18 protein-coding genes are annotated in these 21387 nt (G+C 57.4%); 2 read left to right on the top strand and 16 right to left on the bottom strand.

The window, feature by feature from the left end; all coding sequences use genetic code 11:
- Positions 1 to 64 precede the first annotated feature (64 nt).
- The 12 genes from RHM59_RS13970 to RHM59_RS14025 form a co-directional block, all read right to left on the bottom strand.
- A complete protein-coding gene (locus RHM59_RS13970; RefSeq protein ID WP_322224411.1) occupies positions 65 to 1999 on the bottom strand; it encodes a methyl-accepting chemotaxis protein in 1935 nt (644 codons plus the stop codon).
- A 150-nt stretch (positions 2000 to 2149) separates the two neighbouring features.
- Complete coding sequence (locus tag RHM59_RS13975; RefSeq protein ID WP_322224413.1) at positions 2150 to 3442, bottom strand: adenylosuccinate synthase; 1293 nt, start codon at positions 3440 to 3442, stop codon at positions 2150 to 2152.
- A gap of 54 nt (positions 3443 to 3496) precedes the next feature.
- The gene (locus RHM59_RS13980) at positions 3497 to 4684 is read right to left on the bottom strand and encodes an ATP phosphoribosyltransferase regulatory subunit (protein WP_322167383.1); all 1188 of its coding nucleotides are present in this window, start codon (positions 4682 to 4684) and stop codon (positions 3497 to 3499) included.
- A 293-nt stretch (positions 4685 to 4977) separates the two neighbouring features.
- On the bottom strand, positions 4978 to 5847 hold the full coding sequence (gene hflC, locus RHM59_RS13985) for a protease modulator HflC (RefSeq protein WP_322224415.1): 870 nt from the start codon (positions 5845 to 5847) through the stop codon (positions 4978 to 4980).
- The gene (hflK, locus tag RHM59_RS13990) at positions 5847 to 7028 is read right to left on the bottom strand and encodes an FtsH protease activity modulator HflK (RefSeq protein ID WP_322167381.1); all 1182 of its coding nucleotides are present in this window, start codon (positions 7026 to 7028) and stop codon (positions 5847 to 5849) included. The genes hflC and hflK overlap by 1 nt, the downstream gene beginning before the upstream one ends.
- 96 nt (positions 7029 to 7124) lie before the next feature.
- Positions 7125 to 8426: a ribosome rescue GTPase HflX gene (gene hflX, locus RHM59_RS13995; protein ID WP_322167380.1), complete on the bottom strand. Its 1302-nt coding sequence runs from the start codon at positions 8424 to 8426 to the stop codon at positions 7125 to 7127.
- Between the two features lie 12 nt (positions 8427 to 8438).
- Positions 8439 to 8699, bottom strand: coding sequence for an RNA chaperone Hfq (gene hfq / locus RHM59_RS14000; RefSeq protein ID WP_299828917.1), 261 nt, complete (start codon positions 8697 to 8699; stop codon positions 8439 to 8441).
- 91 nt (positions 8700 to 8790) lie between these two features.
- Complete coding sequence (gene miaA / locus RHM59_RS14005; protein ID WP_322167379.1) at positions 8791 to 9762, bottom strand: tRNA (adenosine(37)-N6)-dimethylallyltransferase MiaA; 972 nt, start codon at positions 9760 to 9762, stop codon at positions 8791 to 8793.
- Complete coding sequence (gene mutL, locus RHM59_RS14010; protein ID WP_322224418.1) at positions 9762 to 11672, bottom strand: DNA mismatch repair endonuclease MutL; 1911 nt, start codon at positions 11670 to 11672, stop codon at positions 9762 to 9764. Before mutL ends, miaA begins: the two co-directional genes overlap by 1 nt.
- Positions 11669 to 13087, bottom strand: a complete 1419-nt coding sequence (locus RHM59_RS14015; protein WP_322170684.1) for an N-acetylmuramoyl-L-alanine amidase — start codon at positions 13085 to 13087, stop codon at positions 11669 to 11671. Before RHM59_RS14015 ends, mutL begins: the two co-directional genes overlap by 4 nt.
- A 15-nt stretch (positions 13088 to 13102) precedes the next feature.
- Positions 13103 to 13573 (bottom strand): tRNA (adenosine(37)-N6)-threonylcarbamoyltransferase complex ATPase subunit type 1 TsaE, encoded by a 471-nt coding sequence (gene tsaE, locus RHM59_RS14020; RefSeq protein WP_322224420.1) that lies wholly within the window; start codon positions 13571 to 13573, stop codon positions 13103 to 13105.
- On the bottom strand, positions 13561 to 15060 hold the full coding sequence (locus RHM59_RS14025) for an NAD(P)H-hydrate dehydratase (protein WP_322224422.1): 1500 nt from the start codon (positions 15058 to 15060) through the stop codon (positions 13561 to 13563). Before RHM59_RS14025 ends, tsaE begins: the two co-directional genes overlap by 13 nt.
- Before the next feature lie 63 nt (positions 15061 to 15123).
- Between RHM59_RS14025 and queG the strand changes: the two genes are divergently transcribed.
- Positions 15124 to 16203, top strand: a complete 1080-nt coding sequence (gene queG, locus RHM59_RS14030; protein ID WP_322167375.1) for a tRNA epoxyqueuosine(34) reductase QueG — start codon at positions 15124 to 15126, stop codon at positions 16201 to 16203.
- Positions 16204 to 16321: 118 nt separating this feature from the next.
- Here the strand turns inward: queG and RHM59_RS14035 are convergent, their stop codons facing one another.
- Together RHM59_RS14035 and orn are read right to left on the bottom strand one after the other, a co-directional pair.
- Entirely contained in the window at positions 16322 to 16936 is a 615-nt protein-coding gene (locus RHM59_RS14035) for a trimeric intracellular cation channel family protein (protein WP_322167374.1), read from the bottom strand.
- Positions 16937 to 17066: 130 nt separating this feature from the next.
- A complete protein-coding gene (gene orn, locus RHM59_RS14040; protein ID WP_322167373.1) occupies positions 17067 to 17603 on the bottom strand; it encodes an oligoribonuclease in 537 nt (178 codons plus the stop codon).
- Between the two features lie 99 nt (positions 17604 to 17702).
- On the opposite strand from orn, the gene rsgA reads away from it, so the two are divergent.
- The gene (gene rsgA / locus RHM59_RS14045; protein WP_322167372.1) at positions 17703 to 18734 is read left to right on the top strand and encodes a small ribosomal subunit biogenesis GTPase RsgA; all 1032 of its coding nucleotides are present in this window, start codon (positions 17703 to 17705) and stop codon (positions 18732 to 18734) included.
- Between the two features lie 610 nt (positions 18735 to 19344).
- On the opposite strand, the gene motB is transcribed toward rsgA, so the two are convergent.
- Together motB and motA are read right to left on the bottom strand one after the other, a co-directional pair.
- Entirely contained in the window at positions 19345 to 20376 is a 1032-nt protein-coding gene (gene motB, locus RHM59_RS14050) for a flagellar motor protein MotB (protein WP_322224424.1), read from the bottom strand.
- Between the two features lie 3 nt (positions 20377 to 20379).
- On the bottom strand, positions 20380 to 21231 hold the full coding sequence (gene motA, locus RHM59_RS14055) for a flagellar motor stator protein MotA (RefSeq protein ID WP_322167370.1): 852 nt from the start codon (positions 21229 to 21231) through the stop codon (positions 20380 to 20382).
- Positions 21232 to 21387: the final 156 nt, after the last annotated feature.

Genomic DNA, 21387 nt, shown 5'->3' on the forward strand with positions numbered 1-21387 from the left:
GCAGAGACCGCGGAGAAAGAGTGCGCCCCAATTGCACTCTTTCTCGCCATCTCGCTAAGTTTATTTACGCGCGAAATTGCCCAAGGCTCGCCTTCAGTTGCGCAGCCAAACCATCCAGCACCTTGCCACTGGCTGTGGTTTCGACCACTGCCTGAGCCGCGCGCTGCGCCTGAGCATGAATCACTTCGACACGCCCTCTCACCGCTTGCGCACCCTGGGCCTGATGCTCAGCTGCTTGTGTTGCCAATCCAATAGCCGCATGCACTTGCTCGACCGAAGCCTGTACTGACAATTGCAGCTTCGCACTGTCACGCAGTACCGCCAGCCCTTCGTTGGCTTGGCGCCCAGCCAAGCCGATCGCGGCCACTGCCTCTTTAGCACCTTGCTGCAATGCGCCGATGTGCGCCTGAATATCGCCCGTCGAACGTTGCGTCTTGCTCGCCAACGCGCGAACTTCATCGGCTACCACCGCGAAACCACGACCTGTTTCACCTGCTCGGGCCGCTTCGATTGCTGCGTTGAGTGCCAACAAGTTGGTTTGTTCCGCGATGCCATGAATCACCGTCAGCACCACTTCAATCTGTTCGCTCTGCCGCGCCAAGCGCTCAATGACTTTGGCACCGGTATCGACCTGGCCCGCCAACGCCTCGATCAAACCGCCGACTTGCGCGGAGGTCCGGGTATTTTCATCGGTGGCCTGACGAATACCCACTACCTGCTGCAAGGCCGCCTGCATGGCCTGACTTTCAGCCTGAGCTTCATCGGCCATCTGCGAAAGAGCCTGGAGGCTGGCAGCCACTTCATCACGCTGAGACTCCGCCGCCGCACCCGCACCCGCATTTCGGCGGCTCAACGCACCAATTTCTACACCCGTGAGCTGAGCGACATCCCCCGCCTCGCGCACAATGGGCTGCAATTTGTCGACGAAGCGATTGACCGCCGCCGCCATGTCACCAATTTCATCGTTGCTATTGAGCTGGACACGCTTGGTCAAATCGCCCTCTCCCGCCGCAAGGTCGTTCAGCGCCGAGATCAGCAAATGCAATTTGCTTACGACTCGACGACCGAGTACCACGGCCAACAGCAACAGCACGCCAAGCCCAACCAACGCCAAGCCCAAACCTATGCGCCAGCGCAAGGTAGCGGCTGCTTCCTGGACGGTTGTGCTGGTATTGGCGGCCATTGCCGACGCTGCGGCTTGGGCCGACTGCAAGCGCGTGCGCAATGCTTTCGAACTGTCGGCTGCCGCACCTACCAGACTGTCGGACACCAATTGCTCGGCACCCACAATCAATGCCGAGAACCGGGTATCCAGTGCCGCCAAATTGGTCTCAACCGTGGAGGTGGTAACGCCCATGATCACTTTACCGATTTCCACCCCATTCGGGCTGATCGAGGCTTCAACGTAATAAACCGAGGGGTCGTGCTGGGCGGCGCTCAAGACTTTATCGATGGGCCGGTCACCCTCGCCTTTGTCCAGCAAGGCTTTTATCTGGGGATTATCGCGATTCAGGTAGCGTGTTAGGTGCTCGCCCTGTGCGTCGTTATAAACCACGAACAACACATTGGGATTTCGTTGAGCGCGACGAGCGAATTCCGACAAGGTCGGCGTGTCGTTATCCCACATGGCGCGCGGGGCAACAGCCGCCAGCAACTGGGCCATGTCGTTGGCAGAATCATGCAGATCTTTTTCGAGCGTGCCACGCAGTTGCACCTGCTCGTCTTTAAGCCGCGACGACAATCCGGCGCTCAGGCGCTGTCGGGTACTGGAAGAAAGGGCATCAAGGCTGGAAGTAACTTCACTACTCGCCTGCTCTAATTGTGCAGTGAGATTTTGTGAATCAACGCCGAGGCGGGCCGCCAAATCCGCTTCAAGCGCGGTAACGGTGCTCCGGGTCAGGGCAACCGCCACAACCACCTGCACCAAAAGGGCAACGCCAAGGGCGATAAACACGGGTCGCAATAAGCGACTTCGTAAAAGAGAAAGGACGGCCGACATGTGGAATTCCTCTACTGCAGACGCCATTAAAATGATGGCATTCTTTAATAAGTGAATTCACAGCAAGTGCCGTGCCGCTCCAGCATCTATCACGCCATAGAACAACAAAGGGCCGCATAAGCGACCCTTTGTTTATCTTTCAACGACTTATTAGGCAAACGGGTGACGCAGTACGATGGTTTCGTTGCGATCCGGACCTGTCGAAATAATGTCAATCGGCGCGCCGACCAGCTCTTCTACGCGCTTGATGTAAGCACGAGCATTTGCTGGCAACTCTTCCAGGGTTTTGGCACCCACGGTCGATTCGGTCCAGCCCGGCATTTCCTCGTACACAGGCACCAGACCGATGTAGCTGTCGGCATCCGTCGGTGCATCGATGACTGCGCCGTTCTCGTTCTGATAACCCACACAGATGTTGATGGTTTCTAGACCATCAAGCACGTCGAGCTTGGTCAGGCACAGACCGGAGATGCTGTTGATCTCGATAGCGCGACGCAGAATAACCGCATCGAACCAACCGCAACGGCGCGCACGGCCGGTGGTTGCACCAAACTCGTGCCCACGTTTGGCCAGGAACGCACCAACGTCGTCAAACAGCTCAGTCGGGAATGGACCCGAGCCAACGCGTGTGGTGTAAGCCTTGGTGATGCCGAGAATGTAGTCCAGATACATCGGACCAAAACCCGAACCGGTGGCGATGCCGCCAGCGGTGGTGTTCGAGCTGGTCACGTACGGATAGGTACCGTGGTCGATATCCAGCAACGAACCTTGGGCACCTTCGAACATGATGTCTTTGCCTTCGCGGCGCATCTCATGCAGCGCAGCAGTGACGTCGAGCATCATTGGCTTGAGCAGCTCAGCGTATTCCATGCACTCGTCGAGTGTTTTCTGGAAGTCGATGGCAGGCTCTTTGTAGTAATTAACCAGAACAAAGTTATGGTAATCGAGCAGCTCACCCAATTTCGCGGCAAAACGTTCACGATGGAACAAATCGCCGATGCGCAGACCGCGACGCGCTACTTTGTCTTCATAAGCCGGACCGATACCGCGACCGGTGGTGCCGATCTTCAGTTCGCCGCGAGCTTTCTCACGCGCCTGATCCAGCGCGACGTGATAAGCCAGAATCAGCGGGCAAGAAGGACTGATACGCAGACGTTCACGAACCGGAATACCCTTTTCTTCGAGCTTTATGATTTCGCGCATGAGTGCGTCAGGCGCAACCACCACACCGTTACCGATCAAGCACTGCACGCCTTCGCGCAATACTCCGGACGGAATAAGGTGCAATACGGTTTTTTCACCGTCGATAACTAACGTGTGGCCAGCGTTGTGTCCGCCTTGATAACGAACCACAGCGGTAGCGTGTTCGGTCAGCAGATCAACGATCTTGCCTTTGCCCTCATCACCCCATTGGGTGCCCAGGACTACGACATTCTTACCCATAACACTTGTCCTCATTCACGCAAACTAGGTGCCGGCAGCGGCCGGCAGGAAAACTCAAGAGGCCAGCGGCAGCAACTGCCAAAGCCCGTCATGCTGAACCAACTGCCGGTCACAATCGGCATCGTGAGCGGCAGACAACGCTTGACCAGGCAATGCCTGAACGACACGTTGACCTTCGCTACGCAATTGACAGACCTGTTGCCAGAGTGCCGCATCCGTACTATCAGGCATCCAGATACCGCCAAACGGTAGCTCGATTTCCGCACGCCCCATTGTCACCAGGGTTTTCAAATCGGTAGAAAAACCGGTAGCAGGACGCGCCCGGCCAAAATCTGCGCCGATGTCGTCATAACGACCGCCTTGGGCGATTGACTGACCAACACCCGGCACGAATACGGCGAACACGACGCCGGTGTGGTAGTGATAACCCCGTAGTTCACCGAGATCGAAGTACAACGGCAATTGCGGGAAACGCGCAGAAAGGCGCTCAGCAATGGTCAACAAATCGTCCAGTGCGGCCAATACCGGCGCCGGCGCATGGGCCAGGCGATCACGGGCCGAGACCAGTACTTCAGGCCCGCCACACAGATCGACCAGCGCACGCAACATCGTCGCCATATCAGCCGGCAAATTGGCGGTGAGTGCAATGACTTCGTCTATAGCCTTACGCTGCAAGGCATCGAACAACTGTTGCTCGACTTCACCTGACAAACCGGCGGCACGCGCCAAACCACGGTAGATACCCACGTGGCCCAGGTCCATGTGCACATCCGGCACATCCGCCAATTGCAGCATCGCCAGCATCAGGCTGATGACTTCAACATCACTGCTCGGACTGGCATCGCCATACAGCTCGGCACCTAACTGAATGGGGCTGCGCGACGATGTCAGCGCTCGCGGCTGTGCATGCAAAACACTACCGGCATAACACAGACGGCTTGGCCCTTCACGACGCAGCGTATGCGCATCGATCCGCGCGACCTGCGGCGTGATATCCGCACGAAAGCCCATCTGCCGACCCGACTGCGGATCAATCACTTTGAACGTGCGCAAATCAAGATCCTGGCCCGCGCCGGTCAAAAGCGACTCCAGGTACTCGATATGCGGGGTAACGACGAACTCATAACCCCAGCTCTGGAACAGATCCAACACCTGGCGACGCGCTATTTCAATGCGCGCCGCTTCTGGTGGCAGTACTTCTTCGATGCCATCTGGTAGCAGCCAGCGGTCAACCGTTGCCATTACGCCAATCCCCTATGATCCGGGCGGCCAGCCCTGAGGGCGAGCCTTGAGTGAAGCAGAGTGTGGTCACGTTTAGCGTGCCTGTATCAATAACAAGCCCAGCAGAACGGGCAGCCCCAGGGTTACCCTGCGACCACACTCCTCGAAAAACCTTGCCCAGCGCATTACCACGCCGCGGCCTATCCATCGTGCAGACGCAAAAAAGCCGGGATTTTCCCGGCTGCCGCATCATACACACGTTTTACCCCGTGATCACCCCGCCAGGCATTTTTGCCGCCCGGCGGGTGGATCGATTACGGCTTGGATTTTTCCAGGTAACGGAAGAAATCGCTGCTTGGGTCCAGCACCATCACGTCACTCTTGCTCGCAAAGCTTTCTCGGTAGGCGCGCAGGCTACGGTCGAACGCGTAGAACTCCTGATCCTGACCGTAGGCTTTGGAGTAGATCGCCGCAGCCTGAGCATCGCCATCACCGCGAGCTTCTTCAGACTCACGATAGGCTTCTGCCAACAGAACACGACGTTGACGATCGGCGTCGGCACGAATGCCTTCTGCCAGCTCGTTACCCTTGGCACGGTGCTCACGTGCTTCACGCTCGCGCTCGGTACTCATACGTTCGAAAACGCTGCGGTTCACTTCCTTCGGCAGGTCAATAGCCTTGACCCGGACATCGATGACTTCGATACCCAGCTCTTTGCTGGCCATTGTATTCAGCGAAGCCGTGATATCCGCCATCAGTTGGTCACGCTCACCCGATACCACTTCATGCAGGGTGCGCTTGCCGAACTGATCTCGTAGCCCGGATTCAAGACGACGAGACAGACGTTCGTCAGCGATTTGCTTGAGACCGGAAGTCGCCGTATAGAAACGCTCGGCATCCTTCACGCGCCATTTGGCATAGGCATCCACCATGACGGCTTTCTTTTCCAGCGTCAGGAACCGTTGCGTCGGTGCATCAAGGGTCAACAAGCGACCATCGAATTTCCGCACCTGATTCACGTAAGGAACCTTTACGTGCAGACCCGGCTGTACGTCTGACTCGACGACACGACCAAATTGCAACAGGACCGCACGCTCAGTCTGAGTAACAATGTAGAAGCTGTTCCAGGCAACGACCGCCAGCACTAGACAGACAATCAGGGCGATCAGCGATTTATTGCTCATCAGCGACTCTCCCTTGTACGCGTATCATGCTGCTGCTGGGCCTCGGTTGCAGCACGTGCCCCGATCTCAGTGCTAGCGGCAGGTGCGCCGATTACCGGAGCGTTGGTAGCACGACCACTTTCGATCATCTTGTCCAACGGCAGGTAAAGCAGATTGTTCTGCCCTTTATTGCCACCGGTCACGAGTACCTTGCTGGTATTGGTGAACACCTCTTGCATGGTGTCCAGATACAGACGCTCACGCGTCACCTCCGGCGCCTTGCGATACTCGACCACCAGCTTGGTGAAGCGATCAGCTTCACCTTTGGCACGCGACACGACTTCATCACGATAGCCATTGGCGTTTTCGATAATGCGCTGAGCCTGACCACGAGCTTCCGGAATGACACCGTTAGCGTAGGTTTCAGCCTGATTGCGCGAACGCTGCTCGTCTTCACGGGCACGAATTACGTCATCGAATGCTTCCTGAACTTCACGCGGCGCCGCAGCGCTTTGTACGTTCACCTGAGTCACGGTGATGCCGGTGCGATAGGTATCGAGGAAGCGTTGCAGACGCTCCTTGATTTCGCTGGCCATCAATTCACGACCTTCAGTCAGCACCTGGTCCATCGCGGTGGACCCCACGACGTGGCGCAGGGCGCTTTCGGTCGCGTGCTGCAGACTGACTTCTGGCTGATCAACGTTCAGCACGAAATCTTTCAGGTTTGTGATCTTGTATTGCACGGTCAGCGGCACTTCGACGATGTTTTCGTCTTCGGTGAGCATCTGCCCTTGCTTGCTATACGCTCGCTCGCGGGTGACGTTTTCCTGGAATTTACGATCGAACGGCGGGAAATAGATGTTCAAGCCCGCACCGACGGTTTCGTAGTATTTGCCGAAGCGCAGCACCACGGCTTGCTCCTGCTCATCCACGACGTAAATAGCACTGTAGAGCCAGATCGCGACCAGCACGACCAGCCCGATACCGAGAAGACCCAGGCCACCGCCTTTGCGCTGCCCGCCATCTTCACCGCCGCCGCTGCCGCTGCGTTTTTTGCCACCACCGAACAACCCATTAAGGCTTTCCTGTAGCTTTCGGAAGGCCTCGTCGAGATCTGGTGGCCCCTTGCGGTCGCCGCCCTTGCGCTTACCACCCCAAGGATCCTGATTATTCGAGTTGCCACCCGGCTCATTCCAAGCCATAGCGCTCTCCATCTGATAAAGCAAAGACGCGCCCACGGCGCGCCGACCAATGCTACAGAATGCCTGCGTTAGCGGCACAGCCACTTTCTCAAGCTTTTATTGCAAAGTGTGTTGCTCGATGAATTCCAGCGGCTGCATTCCTTCGCGACTCACTAGGCGATTGAACTCAACACGCGGCAAACGGACCGCCAACAAACTGCCACCCTCTTCATCATGCTCTTCGCTTTGCACAGCGCCCAACTTGAAGAACTGTGCGCGCAGTCGAGCAAAACGCTGAGGCAAGCGCAAGGTGCCAACGAATAAATCGTCACCGAGCAACTCAGCCACAGCCTGTTTAAGCAGATCCAAACCGCGACCATCACGCGCAGACAACCAGACCCGCTGCGGCTTGCCATCGGCATCGCGCTGGATCTGAGGCTCTACGCCTTCGAGTAAATCGAGTTTGTTATATACCTCAAGAATCGGTATCTCATCGGCACCAATTTCACCGAGAACTGCCATGACCTGCTCGATTTGCGACAAACGCTCAGGCTCATGGGAATCAATGACGTGCAACAGCAGGTCAGAATTGCTTGATTCTTCGAGTGTCGCCCGAAACGCTTCGACCAGTTTGTGCGGCAAATGACGAATGAAGCCTACGGTATCGGCCAACACAATCGGCCCGAAATCATTGAGTTCAAGACGCCGCAGGGTCGGGTCGAGGGTAGCGAACAGCTGGTCAGCAGCAAAAACGTTGGAGTCGGTCACCGAGTTGAACAGCGTCGACTTACCCGCGTTGGTGTAGCCCACTAAGGAAACAGAGGGAATATCCGCGCGCTGACGACCTCGGCGAGCTTGGTCCCGCTGACTACGGACCTTTTCCAGACGGCTCTTGATTTGCTTTACGCGTACCCGCAGCAAGCGTCGGTCGGTTTCCAGCTGGGTCTCACCCGGACCGCGCATGCCGATACCGCCGCCCTGCCGTTCCAAGTGCGTCCAGCCACGAACCAGACGTGTACTCATGTGATCAAGCTGAGCCAGCTCGACCTGCAATTTACCTTCATGAGTACGCGCACGCTGCGCAAAGATATCCAGAATCAAACCCGTACGATCAAGCACGCGACACTCGAAAACACGTTCGAGGTTGCGTTCCTGACTGGGCGTAAGGACGTGATTAAAGATAACGATGTCGACGTGCTCGGCTTTGACCAAGTCGCGAAGTTCCTCAACCTTGCCGCTGCCGATCAAGTATTTGGCTGTAGGGCGATGACGCGGCACGCTAACGAACCCAACAGTCTCGGCGCCGGCTGAGTTCGCCAGCTCCTGAAACTCCTGCGGATCTTCGCGCGCCTCAGGGTCCTGACCATCCAAGTGAACGAGAATAGCCCGCTCACCACCACCGTGGCGCTCAAAGAACAAAGCAGACTCCTATCAGGCGTTACCTGGCTCAGCGTCACCCGCTTCGGTTTCGGTCGCGCTAGGCAAGCGAATTGGACGAACCGGTACAACGGTAGAGATGGCGTGTTTGTAAACCATTTGGCTGACAGTGTTCTTCAGCAAAATTACGAACTGGTCAAAGGACTCGATCGTGCCTTGCAGCTTGATACCGTTAACCAGATAAATCGAAACCCCAACCTTTTCTTTACGCAAAGTGTTCAGGTAAGGGTCTTGTAGCGAATGCCCTTTTGACATGTGCCGCACTCCTTTAAGGATCAATAGAAAAAATAGTAAGCAAATTGGCTTACGCCGCCACCCCCCAAGGATAGACGGCAATTGCAAGGTCTCAGCTCAATATGGAGACCGATCCCAGGTATTTCAAGGCACGCGGCAGATTGTCGCAAGCCATGCTGTCCAACCAGTGCAAATCTTTCCAGCTCCGTAACCAGGTGAACTGCCGTTTGGCCAATTGGCGCGTGGCAATGATGCCGCGCTCCTGCATCTGGTCCCACGTCAATTCTCCGTCCAGATGTTCCCAGACTTGGCGATAGCCAACGGCCCTGATAGAGGACAACCCGGCATGCAGGTCACCTCTGGCTCGCAGGGCTAAGACCTCATCAACGAACCCCTGTTCCAACATCTGTACAAATCGTTGCGTAATTCGCTCATGCAGCAAGTGGCGGTCCAACGGAGCGATGGCCAACTTCGCGACAGTATAGGGCAATTGATGGCGCCCCGAAGCCGCTGCTTCAGTACTTTGCGCAGTTTGTTGCTCGCGGTGTGCGGTCATGCTCAAACCGCTCACTCGATAGACTTCCAGGGCACGAATCAGCCGCTGCGGATCATTGGGATGAATTCGAGCTGCGGACACCGGGTCAATTTCCGCCAATTGATCGTGGAGGTCCTGCCAGCCGAGAGCCAAAGCTTCGGCTTCAAGGTGCGCCCGAACAACGGGATCGGCCGGCGGCATGTCCGCCAACCCCTCTTGCAAGGCCTTGAAATACAGCATCGTTCCGCCCACCAGCAACGGAATCTTTCCACGAGAGGTGATTTCAGCCATCGCCGCCAATGCATCTGCGCGAAAGTCAGCGGCTGAGTAACTTTGCGCCGGATCAAGGATATCGATCAGCCTGTGTGGAAATTCGGCCAGTTGCTCTTTGGAGGGCTTCGCGGTGCCAATGTCCATGCCACGGTAAATGAGTGCAGAGTCGACGCTGACAAGCTCACATGGCAGCGCTTTGGTCAGCGCCATCGCCAGGTCGGTCTTGCCGGCAGCGGTGGGGCCCATCAAAAAGATCGCCGGGGGTAATTCACTCATCAGCGACCGCGCAGAAATAGTTTGTCCAGATCGTCCAGACCTAACTGGGTCCAGGTCGGGCGGCCGTGATTGCACTGTCCGCTGCGCTCGGTGTTCTCCATGTCGCGCAGTAAACCGTTCATTTCCGGCAGGGCCAATCGCCGATTTGCACGCACCGCGCCGTGACAGGCCATGGTGCCGAGTAATTCATTGAGGTGCGCTTGAATGCGGTCGCTGGTGCCGTACTCCATAAGATCGGCCAACACGTCGTGTACCAGTCGATTGGCTTCGGCTTGCTTAAGCAACGCCGGGATCTGCCGAATCGCCAAGGTTTCGGGCCCTAGTCGCTGCAGCTCGAAGCCCAGACGCCGGAACCAGTCCATGTGCTCTTCGGCGCAATCAGCTTCCCGCTGACTGACCGCGATGGATTCAGGCACCAGCAACGGCTGGCCGCTTAGCCCTTCACTGGCCATGGCGATTTTCAGGCGTTCGTACATGATGCGTTCGTGGGCTGCGTGCATGTCCACCAGCACCAGACCGTGGGCATTTTCCGCGAGTATATAAATACCCTTGAGCTGCGCCAACGCATAGCCCAATGGAGGAGTATCGTCTTGGGAGTCAGGCAACGGCGCCGAGCCTGAGCCTGGCAACGGCGCAAAGAATTCGCGGTAGGCGCTCTGGGCTTCAGCCGCCGGCAAGACTGTACCCGGTCGAGGCGGCGAATATTGGTATTGATAACCGGCTCCCGCACCGGTACCGGCGGCTCGCGCGCACGGTTCGGATTGCGGTTGCTCCGGCAGATTATTGGCCAACCGCATTTCACCCTGGGGCCCAAACTCGCCAGCGTCCGGCCCGGTTGGTCGCACGATGGCGGTTACCGGCGCCGATCCGTTCAAATGGTCTTCAGGGCGGACATCACCCAGGGCGCGGTGCAAAGTGCCGTACAAAAAATCATGAACCATACGCCCATCACGGAAGCGGACTTCGTGCTTGGTCGGGTGCACGTTGACGTCGACCACCGCCGGATCGACTTCGAAAAACAGCACGAACGTTGGATGACGACCATTGAACAACACGTCGCGGTAGGCTTGACGTACAGCGTGGGCTACCAGCTTGTCGCGCACGGCACGGCCGTTCACATAAAAATATTGCAGGTCAGCCTGGCTGCGAGAGAACGTTGGCAAACCGACCCATCCCCACAGGTGCAGGCCATTGCGCTCAACCTCAATCGGCAGCGCTTGCTCCAGAAAACCCGGACCACAGATCGCGCCGACACGACGAGCACGGGCATTGTCATCATTGGCTTCGTGCAAGCTGAGGATGGTTTTCCCGTTGTGGCGCAGATGAAACGCGACGTCGAAACGTGCTAACGCCATCCGCTTGATCACTTCCTGCAGGTGATCAAATTCGGTTTTTTCTGCCTTGAGAAACTTACGCCGCGCAGGTGTATTGAAGAACAGATCCCGGACTTCTACCGAAGTCCCCACGGGATGCGCTGCTGGCTGCACCCGAGATGCCATGTCGCGGCCTTCAGTTTCGACCTGCCACGCTTGATCGGCATCTTTGGTGCGGGAAGTAAGGGTCAACCGGGCCACGGAGCTGATCGACGCCAATGCCTCGCCGCGAAAGCCCAGGCTCATGACTCGCTCAAGATCTTCCAGTTCACGAATCTTACTGGTGGCATGCCGGGCAAGGGCCAACGGCAAATCGTCGGAGGAAATACCACCCCCGTCATCGCGCACACGCAGCAATTTGATTCCGGCCTGTTCAACGTCGATATCGATGCGCTTTGCGCCCGAGTCGAGGCTATTTTCCAACAACTCTTTAATGACTGAAGCGGGCCTTTCTACCACCTCGCCAGCAGCGATCTGGTTAGCGAGTCGCGGGCTGAGCAGCTCTATCCGGGCGCTGCTGCCGACATGGTCACTCATGGCTGGGCTACCAACGTCGTATTCGGGATGCTTAATCGCTGGCCGATCAATAATTCGTCGGTCTTAAGGTGATTGGCATTGCGTAAACTGCCGACGCTTACCTGATAACGCAAAGCGATCATTCCCAGCGTGTCACCCGAACGGACAGTGTGATCACGCGGACCCTGGACAATTTTGCCGTTGTCTCGCAACCATGCGATATAAGTGCCGAAGGGCGGATTTTGCTGGAAGAACTGCTTCACGCCCGCGCTGATCGAGCGCGCCAAGGCTTGTTGATGGGACGCACCGGTAAGCTTCGCCGCCTCTGCGGCATTTGAAATGAAGCCGGTTTCCACGAGAATGGACGGGATATCCGGGGATTTGAGCACCATGAACCCGGCTTGCTCGACCCGCGATTTGTGCAGCGACGTGACGCGACCAATATTGCTCAGCACTTTTTGCCCGACGTTAAGGCTTGAAGACAACGACGCGGTCATGGACAAGTCCAGCAGCACGCCGGCCAGCATTTTGTCTTTGTCGTCGAGGCTTACTGCACCTGCACCGCCGATCAAGTCAGAGCGGTTTTCACTGTCGGCCAACCAACGGGCGGTTTCGGACGTGGCGCCGCGCTCAGACAATGCAAACACCGAAGCGCCAAAGGCGGCAGATGACGGCGCTGCGTCGGCGTGAATCGAGACAAACAGGTCGGCGCCCTTCTTGCGTGCGATTTCCGTGCGTTTACGCAGGGGAATAAAGTAGTCGCCGGTACGGGTCAGCTCGGCGCGATAGCCCTTTTCGGCGTTGATCTGTCGCTGCAGTTCTTTGGCAATGGACAACACGATGTCTTTCTCTTTCTGACCGCGTGCGCCACCTGCGCCAGGGTCTTCTCCACCGTGGCCCGCATCAATGGCAATCACGATATCGCGTTTGCCATTGGGCACGGGCGTCAGTTTGATCTCGGGTTTAGCAGGACTGACCGGCACGGCAGGCGCCGTATTGGCCGCAGTGTCCGGGATAGTCGCGCTCGGATTGGCATCGGCGGCATCATCGAACAGGTCCACAACCAGTCGATTGCCGTACTGCTGGTTCGGCGCCAACATGAAGCTTTTCGGCGTAACCGCCTTTTTCAGGTCGATGACCACACGCAAATCAGTGGGCGTTCGTTGCGCCGAGCGGATGCTGGTAATCGGGGTATTGGCCGTAGACAGTTTCAGCGGAGCAGCCATGGTTGCTCCGTTTATATCGATCACCAGACGGTCTGGTGAGGTGAGGGTGAACACGCTGTGCTGCACAGGGCCGGAGAGGTCGAAAACCAGCCGCGTATTGTCCGGCGCACGCCATAGGCGAACACTTCGGACCTGCGAGGCCGCTAAAGCGTCAACAGCCAGTGCCGTGAGCAGCAGACCTACAACAGTAACCAGCGCGCGCATGCGCATACCTAACCCCATCATTTATTGAAATTCCAAAGCCAAAGCGGCACACCAGGTATCGCCACGCAAGCCGTTCGGGCTCAAAGTCAGTGTTCGACCTTCCGCATGCGGCCCAATGGTAATGGTCAGGTCAGGCTTTGGCAAAAAACCTGCCCCTTTTTGGGGCCATTCGATCAAGCACAGTGCACCGCCATCGAAGTAATCCCTGATACCCATATACTCTAGCTCTTCGGGGTCAACCAGCCTATAAAGATCAAAGTGATACGCGCGGATCATGCCAATCTCGTAAGGTTCTACCAACGTAAAGGTCGGACTTTTAACCGCACCCACATGGCCGAACCCCCGGATGATCCCACGTGACAAAGTGGTTTTGCCCGCGCCCAGATCACCTTCCAAAAAGATCACGCCCACCCCGGCGGTGACCTGAGCGATGCGCGAACCGAAGCTCATCATGGCGCCTTCATTGGCCAAATGCAGCGTTAGTTCAGACACGGAGAATGCTCCTCTAATAAATGACGAATGGATGGGATCAAGTCAGTGGCCGCCATTCCACGCCCCAAGGCACCCGAAGCCTCACCAGCGCGGGCGTGCAACCAGACGGCCAGACAGGCAGCTTCGAAGGCGGGCAGTTTCTGCGCCATCAATGCACCGATCAGTCCGGCCAACACATCGCCCAATCCAGCGGCGGCCATGGCCGGGTGACCGTGATCACACAGCGCCAAGCGCCCATCAACGTCGGCGATCAAACTGCCCGAACCCTTGAGCACCACCACCGTCTGAAACTTCTGCGCCAACGCGCGGGCAGCTGCCGGGCGATCCGCCTGGACTTCTTTCGTACTGATACCCAGCAAGCGCGCCGCTTCGCCGGGGTGCGGGGTGATCACGCTGTGCGGCGGCAACGAAACCCAACCGCGCGCCAACTGATTCAAGGCGTCAGCGTCCCAGACCTGTGGCCGCTGAGCGTTGGCAGCCACCGACAACAAGGCGCGCCCCCAGCTTTCTTGCCCCAGGCCTGGTCCGACGACTAGAACCGCCGCTGGCTCTATCAACCCGCCTAGCTGGCCGGACGAGCGAATGCCCGCGCACATAACTTCCGGCAGTCGCGCCAGGACTGCAGGCACATGCGCTTGACGGGTTGCCAAGGTGACCATGCCCGCGCCACTGCGCAATGCGCATTCAGACGACAGCAGAATGGCGCCGCCAAAGCCGTGATCGCCCCCGACCAGCAAGACTCGACCAAACATGCCCTTATTAGCCGTTGCGGGACGGGCGGCCAAGCGAGGTGTATTAACCTCATTAAGTCGCCGAGCGCTTACGGGAATTGATGCAACGATTGCCGAGTCTGCTTGCAGGTCGTCGAAGACCAGGTCGCCCACCACCTCTGCCGCATCACCGGTAAACAAACCGATTTTCAGTCCGATGAACGTCACCGTGAGCTGCGCCTGCACTGCGACGCCGAGCCTGGCGCCTGTGTCTGCGGACAAGCCAGACGGTATGTCCACCGCCACGACCGGCAGGCCGCTGGCATTGATCGCATTGATCGCGCCGATATACGGGGCACGAACCTCTCCGCTCAGGCCGGTGCCAAGCAATGCGTCCAGCACAAGACCGCTCAATGTTTGCGCGGCGGTCCATCTTTCGATGCTAACGCCGGCCGCGACCGCATCAGCGTGCGCATGCCCGGCATCACCGGACAATCGTGACGGATCACCCACCGCGAATACGGTCACGTGCCATCCGGCGTTCTGCGCCAACATGGCAACTAGATAGCCATCACCCGCGTTGTTCCCATGTCCCGCCATGACGGTCAGCTCACGCGTTTGCGGCCAATGGCGGCGCAGGGCACGCCAGGTGGCATGGGCCGCACGCTGCATCAATTCCAAGCCTGGCGTGCCAGCGGCAATCAGCCGGGCGTCGAGGTCCCGCACGCGCGCGGCGCTATACAACGCGTCGGGTAATTGAGTTTTAGAGAGTTGCATGCGTTATCGGGCTCCGATGTCTGGCAGAATTATACGCACCTCAGCTCCGGTTGCCCCTTTCGCATGCCCGTTATTACTGCCGATCAGCCAATTACTGCAGACCTGGCCGCCCTCGCCCAATCAATCAAGGACTGGGGCCGCGAGCTGGGTTTTCAACAAGTCGGCATTACTGACCTGGACTTGGGCGAACACGAACAGCATTTACAGCGCTGGCTGGAGGCGGGTTACCACGGCGAGATGGACTATATGGCAGCCCATGGCAGCAAGCGTTCGCACCCGGAAGAGTTGGTGCCCGGAACGTTGCGCGTGGTGTCGCTGCGCATGGATTATCTACCGGGCGACACCGAGATGGTGCAGCGCTTGGCTGAATCAGAAAAAGCCTACGTCTCGCGCTATGCACTCGGTCGGGATTACCACAAGCTGATCCGCAAGCGCGTACAACAATTGGCTGACCGTATTCAGCAGGTTATCGGCCCGTTTGGTTATCGGGCGTTCGTCGACAGCGCGCCGGTTCTGGAGAAAGCCATCGGTGAAAAAGCAGGCCTGGGCTGGATCGGCAAAAACACGCTGGTCTTAAACCGCAAAGCGGGCAGCTATTTTTTTCTCAGTGAACTGTTTGTCGACCTGGCCTTGCCCGTCGATCCGCCCCACGCCACCGAACACTGCGGAAGCTGCACCGCGTGCATGGACATCTGCCCCACGGCAGCCTTTGTCGGCCCCTACCAACTGGACGCCCGACGCTGTATTTCCTACTTGACCATTGAGCTTAAAACCGCGATCCCCGAAGAGTTGCGCCCATTGATTGGCAATCGGGTGTTCGGCTGCGATGATTGCCAGATCGTATGCCCCTGGAACCGCTTCGCTCGGCCCACCAGCCAAGGGGATTTTCAACCCAGGCACAACCTGGATAACGCCGGCTTGGCAGAGCTATTTCTGTGGGATGAAAAAACCTTCCTCAGCAACACCGAAGGCTCACCGCTGCGCCGGGCGGGTTATGAACGCTGGCTGCGCAATTTGGCCGTAGGGCTGGGCAATGCGCCGTCGACCATCCCGGTGCTGGAGGCGCTGGAGGCGCGACGTGATTTTCCGTCGGAGTTGGTTCGCGAGCATGTTGAATGGGCGTTGCGGCGGCATGGTCGGTGAAGACCTGAACTCGGCACCGCAGGAACCTTGTGGGACCGAATTTATTCGGGAATGGATTTCACATCACCGACGCCTTCCCGAATAAATTCGGTCCCACAGATAACAACCCGGTGCTGCGCTATTCCGGCATGTCGCGATAAACGAACTTGGGCATTTCCCAGCAGAAACGGATGGCCAACAGCCTGAATAGGAGGCCGCCCGACAGCGTAATCAGAATCGCCTGTTCGTTCGGCAGCCCGATGTAATGACAGAGTAGAAAGCACCAGGCCGCTGCAAACGAGACGCTGGCGTACAACTCTCGACGGAACACCAACGGGACGTCGTTGCAGAATATATCCCGCAGAATCCCACCGAATACACCCGTGATCACACCGCACACCGAGGCCACCATCAAGCCGTTGCCGGTTTCGAGTGCCGTCATGCAGCCAATCAAGGTAAATGCCACCAACCCCAAGGCATCGAGCACGAGAAACAGCGAGCGTAGGTGACGCATCAACGGTGCGATGAAGATTGTCACCAAGGCAGCGACGCTGGTCAGAATCAGGTATTCCGGGTGTTTGACCCACGTCAGCGGGTAGTTTCCCAACAAGACGTCGCGAACTGAACCGCCGCCCAATGCCGTCACACAAGCGATCAACACCACGCCAAACCAGTCCATTCCGCGTCGCCCTGCGGACAAGGCACCGGTCATGGCCTCGGCGGTAATCGCGATTAGATAGAGCGTCAGTAACATGGTGGCGTCCCTGCAAATATTAAATCTGTAGGAGCCCACTTGTTGGCGAGAGGCTTGACGCGGTAGGCCTGGTACTACGCCTCGCCAACACGTCGGCTCCTATGGAGAGGTGCGGATCTTCTGTGCCTATTTACACCTTAATAAAGTGCTCACGGTAGTAACGCAGCTCACCAATGGATTCACGGATGTCGTCCAGCGCCAGGTGGGTACCACCTTTTTTGTATTTCAGCTCGGGCGCCCAACGTGCCGCCAGCTCTTTCAACGTGGAGACGTCAAGATTGCGGTAGTGGAAGTAGTTTTCCAGCAACGGCATGTGCCGATAGAGGAAACGACGGTCCTGGCAGATGCTGTTGCCACAAATCGGCGAGGTGCGTTCGGGGACCCATTGCTGGATGAACGCCAAGGTCTGCGCCTCAGCTTGCGCAGCACTGATGCGGCTGTCACGAACCCGCTGAACCAAGCCAGAACCGCCGTGTTGACGGGTATTCCACTCGTCCATCGCAGCCAATGTTGCGTCGCTTTGATGCACAGCAATCACCGGACCTTCGGCCAGCGTGTTCAGTTCGCTGTCGGTAATGATGGTCGCCATTTCAATAATGACGTCGGTGTCAGGGTCCAATCCGGTCATTTCCAGATCGATCCAAATCAGATTTTGCGTGTTCTGCATGTCAGCGCTCCTCAACTTAGGCGCGCAGTTTAGCCTAGCCGAGCGTGCTAGACTCCTTCGCGTTTATCTAATCAGCTGCTTTATCAAATCGGAACACCCATGGCCAAACGCCAACTCAATCGTCGTCAAAACTGGCGCATCGAAAAGATTCAAGGCGAGCGCGCTGCGCGTGCTGCCAAACGTGAATCGGCAACCCTTGAAACCCTTGAGGGCGGCGACCTCGGCCCCGAGCAAACTGGGCTTGTGATCGCGCACTTTGGCGTACAGGTCGAAGTCGAAGCGCAAGAAGGCGAGCAAGCTGGCCAAGTGTTCCGCTGCCACTTGCGCGCCAACCTGCCCGCTTTGGTCACCGGCGACCGTGTCGTATGGCGTGCTGGCAATCAAGGCATCGGCGTTATCGTCGCGCAATTGCCGCGCACCACCGAGCTTTGCCGCCCGGACAGCCGCGGTCAGCTGAAGCCTGTGGCCGCCAACGTCGACATGATCGTGATCGTCTTTGCACCCTTGCCTGAACCGCATGCCAACCTGATCGACCGTTACTTGGTCGCGGCTGAGCACGCGGGCATCCGCCCTTTGCTGCTGCTAAACAAAGCTGACCTGATTGACGATCAAAACGCCCCGGCGCTGAATGCGCTGTTGGCGGTTTATCGGCAGTTGGGCTATCCGTTGCTGGAAGTGTCTGCACATCAAGGCGACGGCATGCAACAGTTGCAAGATCAGCTGGATGGGCGGATTAGCGTGTTTGTGGGTCAGTCTGGCGTTGGTAAATCGTCGCTGGTGAATAGCTTGCTGCCAGAAGTCGAAGCCCGTGTAGGTCCGTTGTCTGAACAGTCCGGACAAGGCACGCATACTACGACCACTGCCCGCCTGTTTCACTTCCCGCGCGGCGGAGACTTGGTCGACTCCCCAGGTATTCGCGAGTTTGGCTTGGGCCACGTCAGCCGTTCAGACGTGGAAGCCGGTTTCATTGAGTTCAATAACTTGATCGGCACCTGCCGCTTTCGCGATTGCAAACATGATCGCGAACCCGGCTGTGCACTGCTCAAAGCCCTCGAAGAAGGCCGCGTGCAGCAGCAACGGATGAACAGCTACCGCTCGATCATCGCCAGCTTGCCGGAAAACAGTTACTGAGGAGCTGTTGAGAATCTGTAGGAGCCAACGTGTTCGCGAGGTTGTGTGCCTGACACATAGCGCCAGGTCCCTTCGCCAACACGCTGACGCTTATCAAACTACTTTTTAATCTTTTGAAAACAATGGGTTGGCGCTGGGTTTGGCGTGTATATCCGGCCTTTGTGGTTGCTGCGCTTATGGTTTCGCTTTTACAGCGAGGCACCTTTTTCAAACGCCAAAAAGGTCCCCCAAAACGCTTGCCCCACCATGCAGGACCTCGCCTAGGCTCGGTCTTCCCTCACTCCGGCGTCGCTCCGGGGGTCGCCGTGAGCGGCCGTCCCTGGCCGCGCACGGCTTACTCGGCATCCTTGCCTCGTTACCCCCTGCGCAACGCCTGCGTTCGGCCGCATGGTTTCACGGGGCCTCTTTCCGCAATTCGATATTCAATTCACAGACGATCCACAGGCAGGCGGCCATCTGTAGGAGCCAACATCTGAACTGAATTTATTCGGGAAGGCTTCAGTCCTGACACCCTGCAACCTCAAACCACACAAAGTGCCACACAGCTTGCTGCGCGAGACAGCGCGGCGTGAAGACGTGGCGGACCCTCCTACAGAAAGATGCACGAGAACTACTTCTTGGTCTCGTCCATCTTCAGCGCTCCATCTTCAAAAATGTTCAGTTTTTGCCGAAGTTCATGGGGCTGCACAGGTTCTTGGGGATCAACCGGAGCCGGTGTGGCTGAAGCGCCGGGGGCGCCGGTCGGTGCAGACCCATTGGCTGGCGCAGGCGGCGCTGTGTTGTCCGGCGACGGGGACACTGTCCCTTCGATACGCTGTTGGGCTTTCTTGGTCAGCACAATAATGTCGATGCGCCGGTTGACTGCGCTTTGCGGATGCTCCTTGTCATACAAGGATGACGAGGCATAGCCCACAACCCTGGCCACCTGCGGCTCCGGATAACCACCCGCGACCAATGCTCGACGCGCAGCGTTAGCTCGGTTCGCCGACAATTCCCAGTTACCATACTCGCCGCTCACTGCGTAAGGGGTCGCATCGGTATGGCCGCTGATGCTGATCTTGTTCGGCACCGTTTTAATGGTGTCGGCCATGGCCAGGAGGATGTCTTCGAAATAGGGCTTCAAGCGAGCACTGCCGATGTCAAACATCGGCCGGTTATCGGCGTCCATGATCTGGATGCGCAAACCGTCCTGAGTGATCTCGAACTGGATCTGGTCCTTGAATTTCTTCAACTGCGGATTTTCATCGACCTTGGTTTGCAGCTCTTGCAACAGCATATCCAAGCGTTCTTGCTCAACTTGCTCCGCCAGCGTTTCAGACTGGTCAGTTTCGGTCTTGATTTTATCCGGCTGCGGCTCGGACTTGACCTCGGGGTTGAGGGTCTTGTCCGGCGCCAGCGCGGGCGAGCCGCCTAGATCGATAATGTAGGGTGTACCGCTTTCGGTGAACCCAATAGGGTCTTTGAAGTAACCGGCAATCTGGATTTTCTGCTGGGGCGTAGCGGAGGACATCAGCCACAGCACCAGAAAGAACGCCATCATTGCCGTCGCGAAGTCGGCGAACGCGATTTTCCACGCGCCGCCGTGGTGCCCGGCGGCGTAACGCTTGACGCGCTTGACGATTATCGGCTGGTTATTTTCCATGACTCAGCGACCGCGAACCGCTTGTTCAAGCTCACTGAAGCTAGGGCGGTGCTTGGGGTACAAAACCTTGCGACCGAATTCTACCGCCAGCGAAGGCGGCATGCCGGACGCTGAAGCGACCAGCGAGGCCTTGATGGACTCGAACACATTGAGTTCTTCCTTGGCGTCGTGAGCCAGGGAAGTCGCCAGCGGTCCAAAGAAACCATACGCAGCAAGAATACCGAAGAACGTACCCACCAGCGCCGCACCCACGTGCATACCGATAGCCGCCTGATCGCCGTCAGCCAGCGATGCCATGGTCACAACGATACCAAGAACGGCGGCGACGATACCGAAGCCGGGCATGGCATCGGCAATACCAGTCACTGCGTGCGAAGGATGTTCCAGCTCTTCCTTCATGCTTTGCAGTTCCATGTCGAACAAACCTTCAAGCTCGTGCGGCGCCATATTCCCTGACGACATGATCCGCAGGTAATCGCAGATGTAATCGGTCATACGCGCATCTTTGAGCACGGAGGGATATTTGGCGAAAATCGGACTGGCCGAAGCGTCTTCGATGTCACCTTCAATCGCCATCATGCCTTCGCGGCGGCTTTTGTTGAGAATTTCGTAGACCAGGCCCAGGATTTCCAGATAAAACGTGTGCGAGAAGCGAGAGCTGAACATCTTCAGCGACTTCTTGACCACATGCAGAGTCATGTAGCCGGGGTTGGCCTGGAGGAATGCGCCAAGGGCGGCGCCCCCGATGATCATGACCTCGAAAGGTTGGATCAATGCTCCGATCTTGCCGTGGGACATGACGTATCCGCCGAGAACGCTCGCGAAAACGACAATAATGCCGATAATTTTAGCCATATAGAGAGAGTTCTTACTGAGTCGGGTTCGAGATCATGAGTGGAAGTTCTTGAAACTCTTCTTCTACTTATCGGCGTAAGTGCGCCAGACTATAGCCAGTTCAGGCGAAAAGCCAGTTCGACCCTTGTAGCAGGGTGCTCGCGCTGACATGCCATG

It is taken from the genome of Pseudomonas sp. MH10, from assembly GCF_034353045.1.
Taxonomy (GTDB): Bacteria; Pseudomonadota; Gammaproteobacteria; order Pseudomonadales; family Pseudomonadaceae; genus Aquipseudomonas.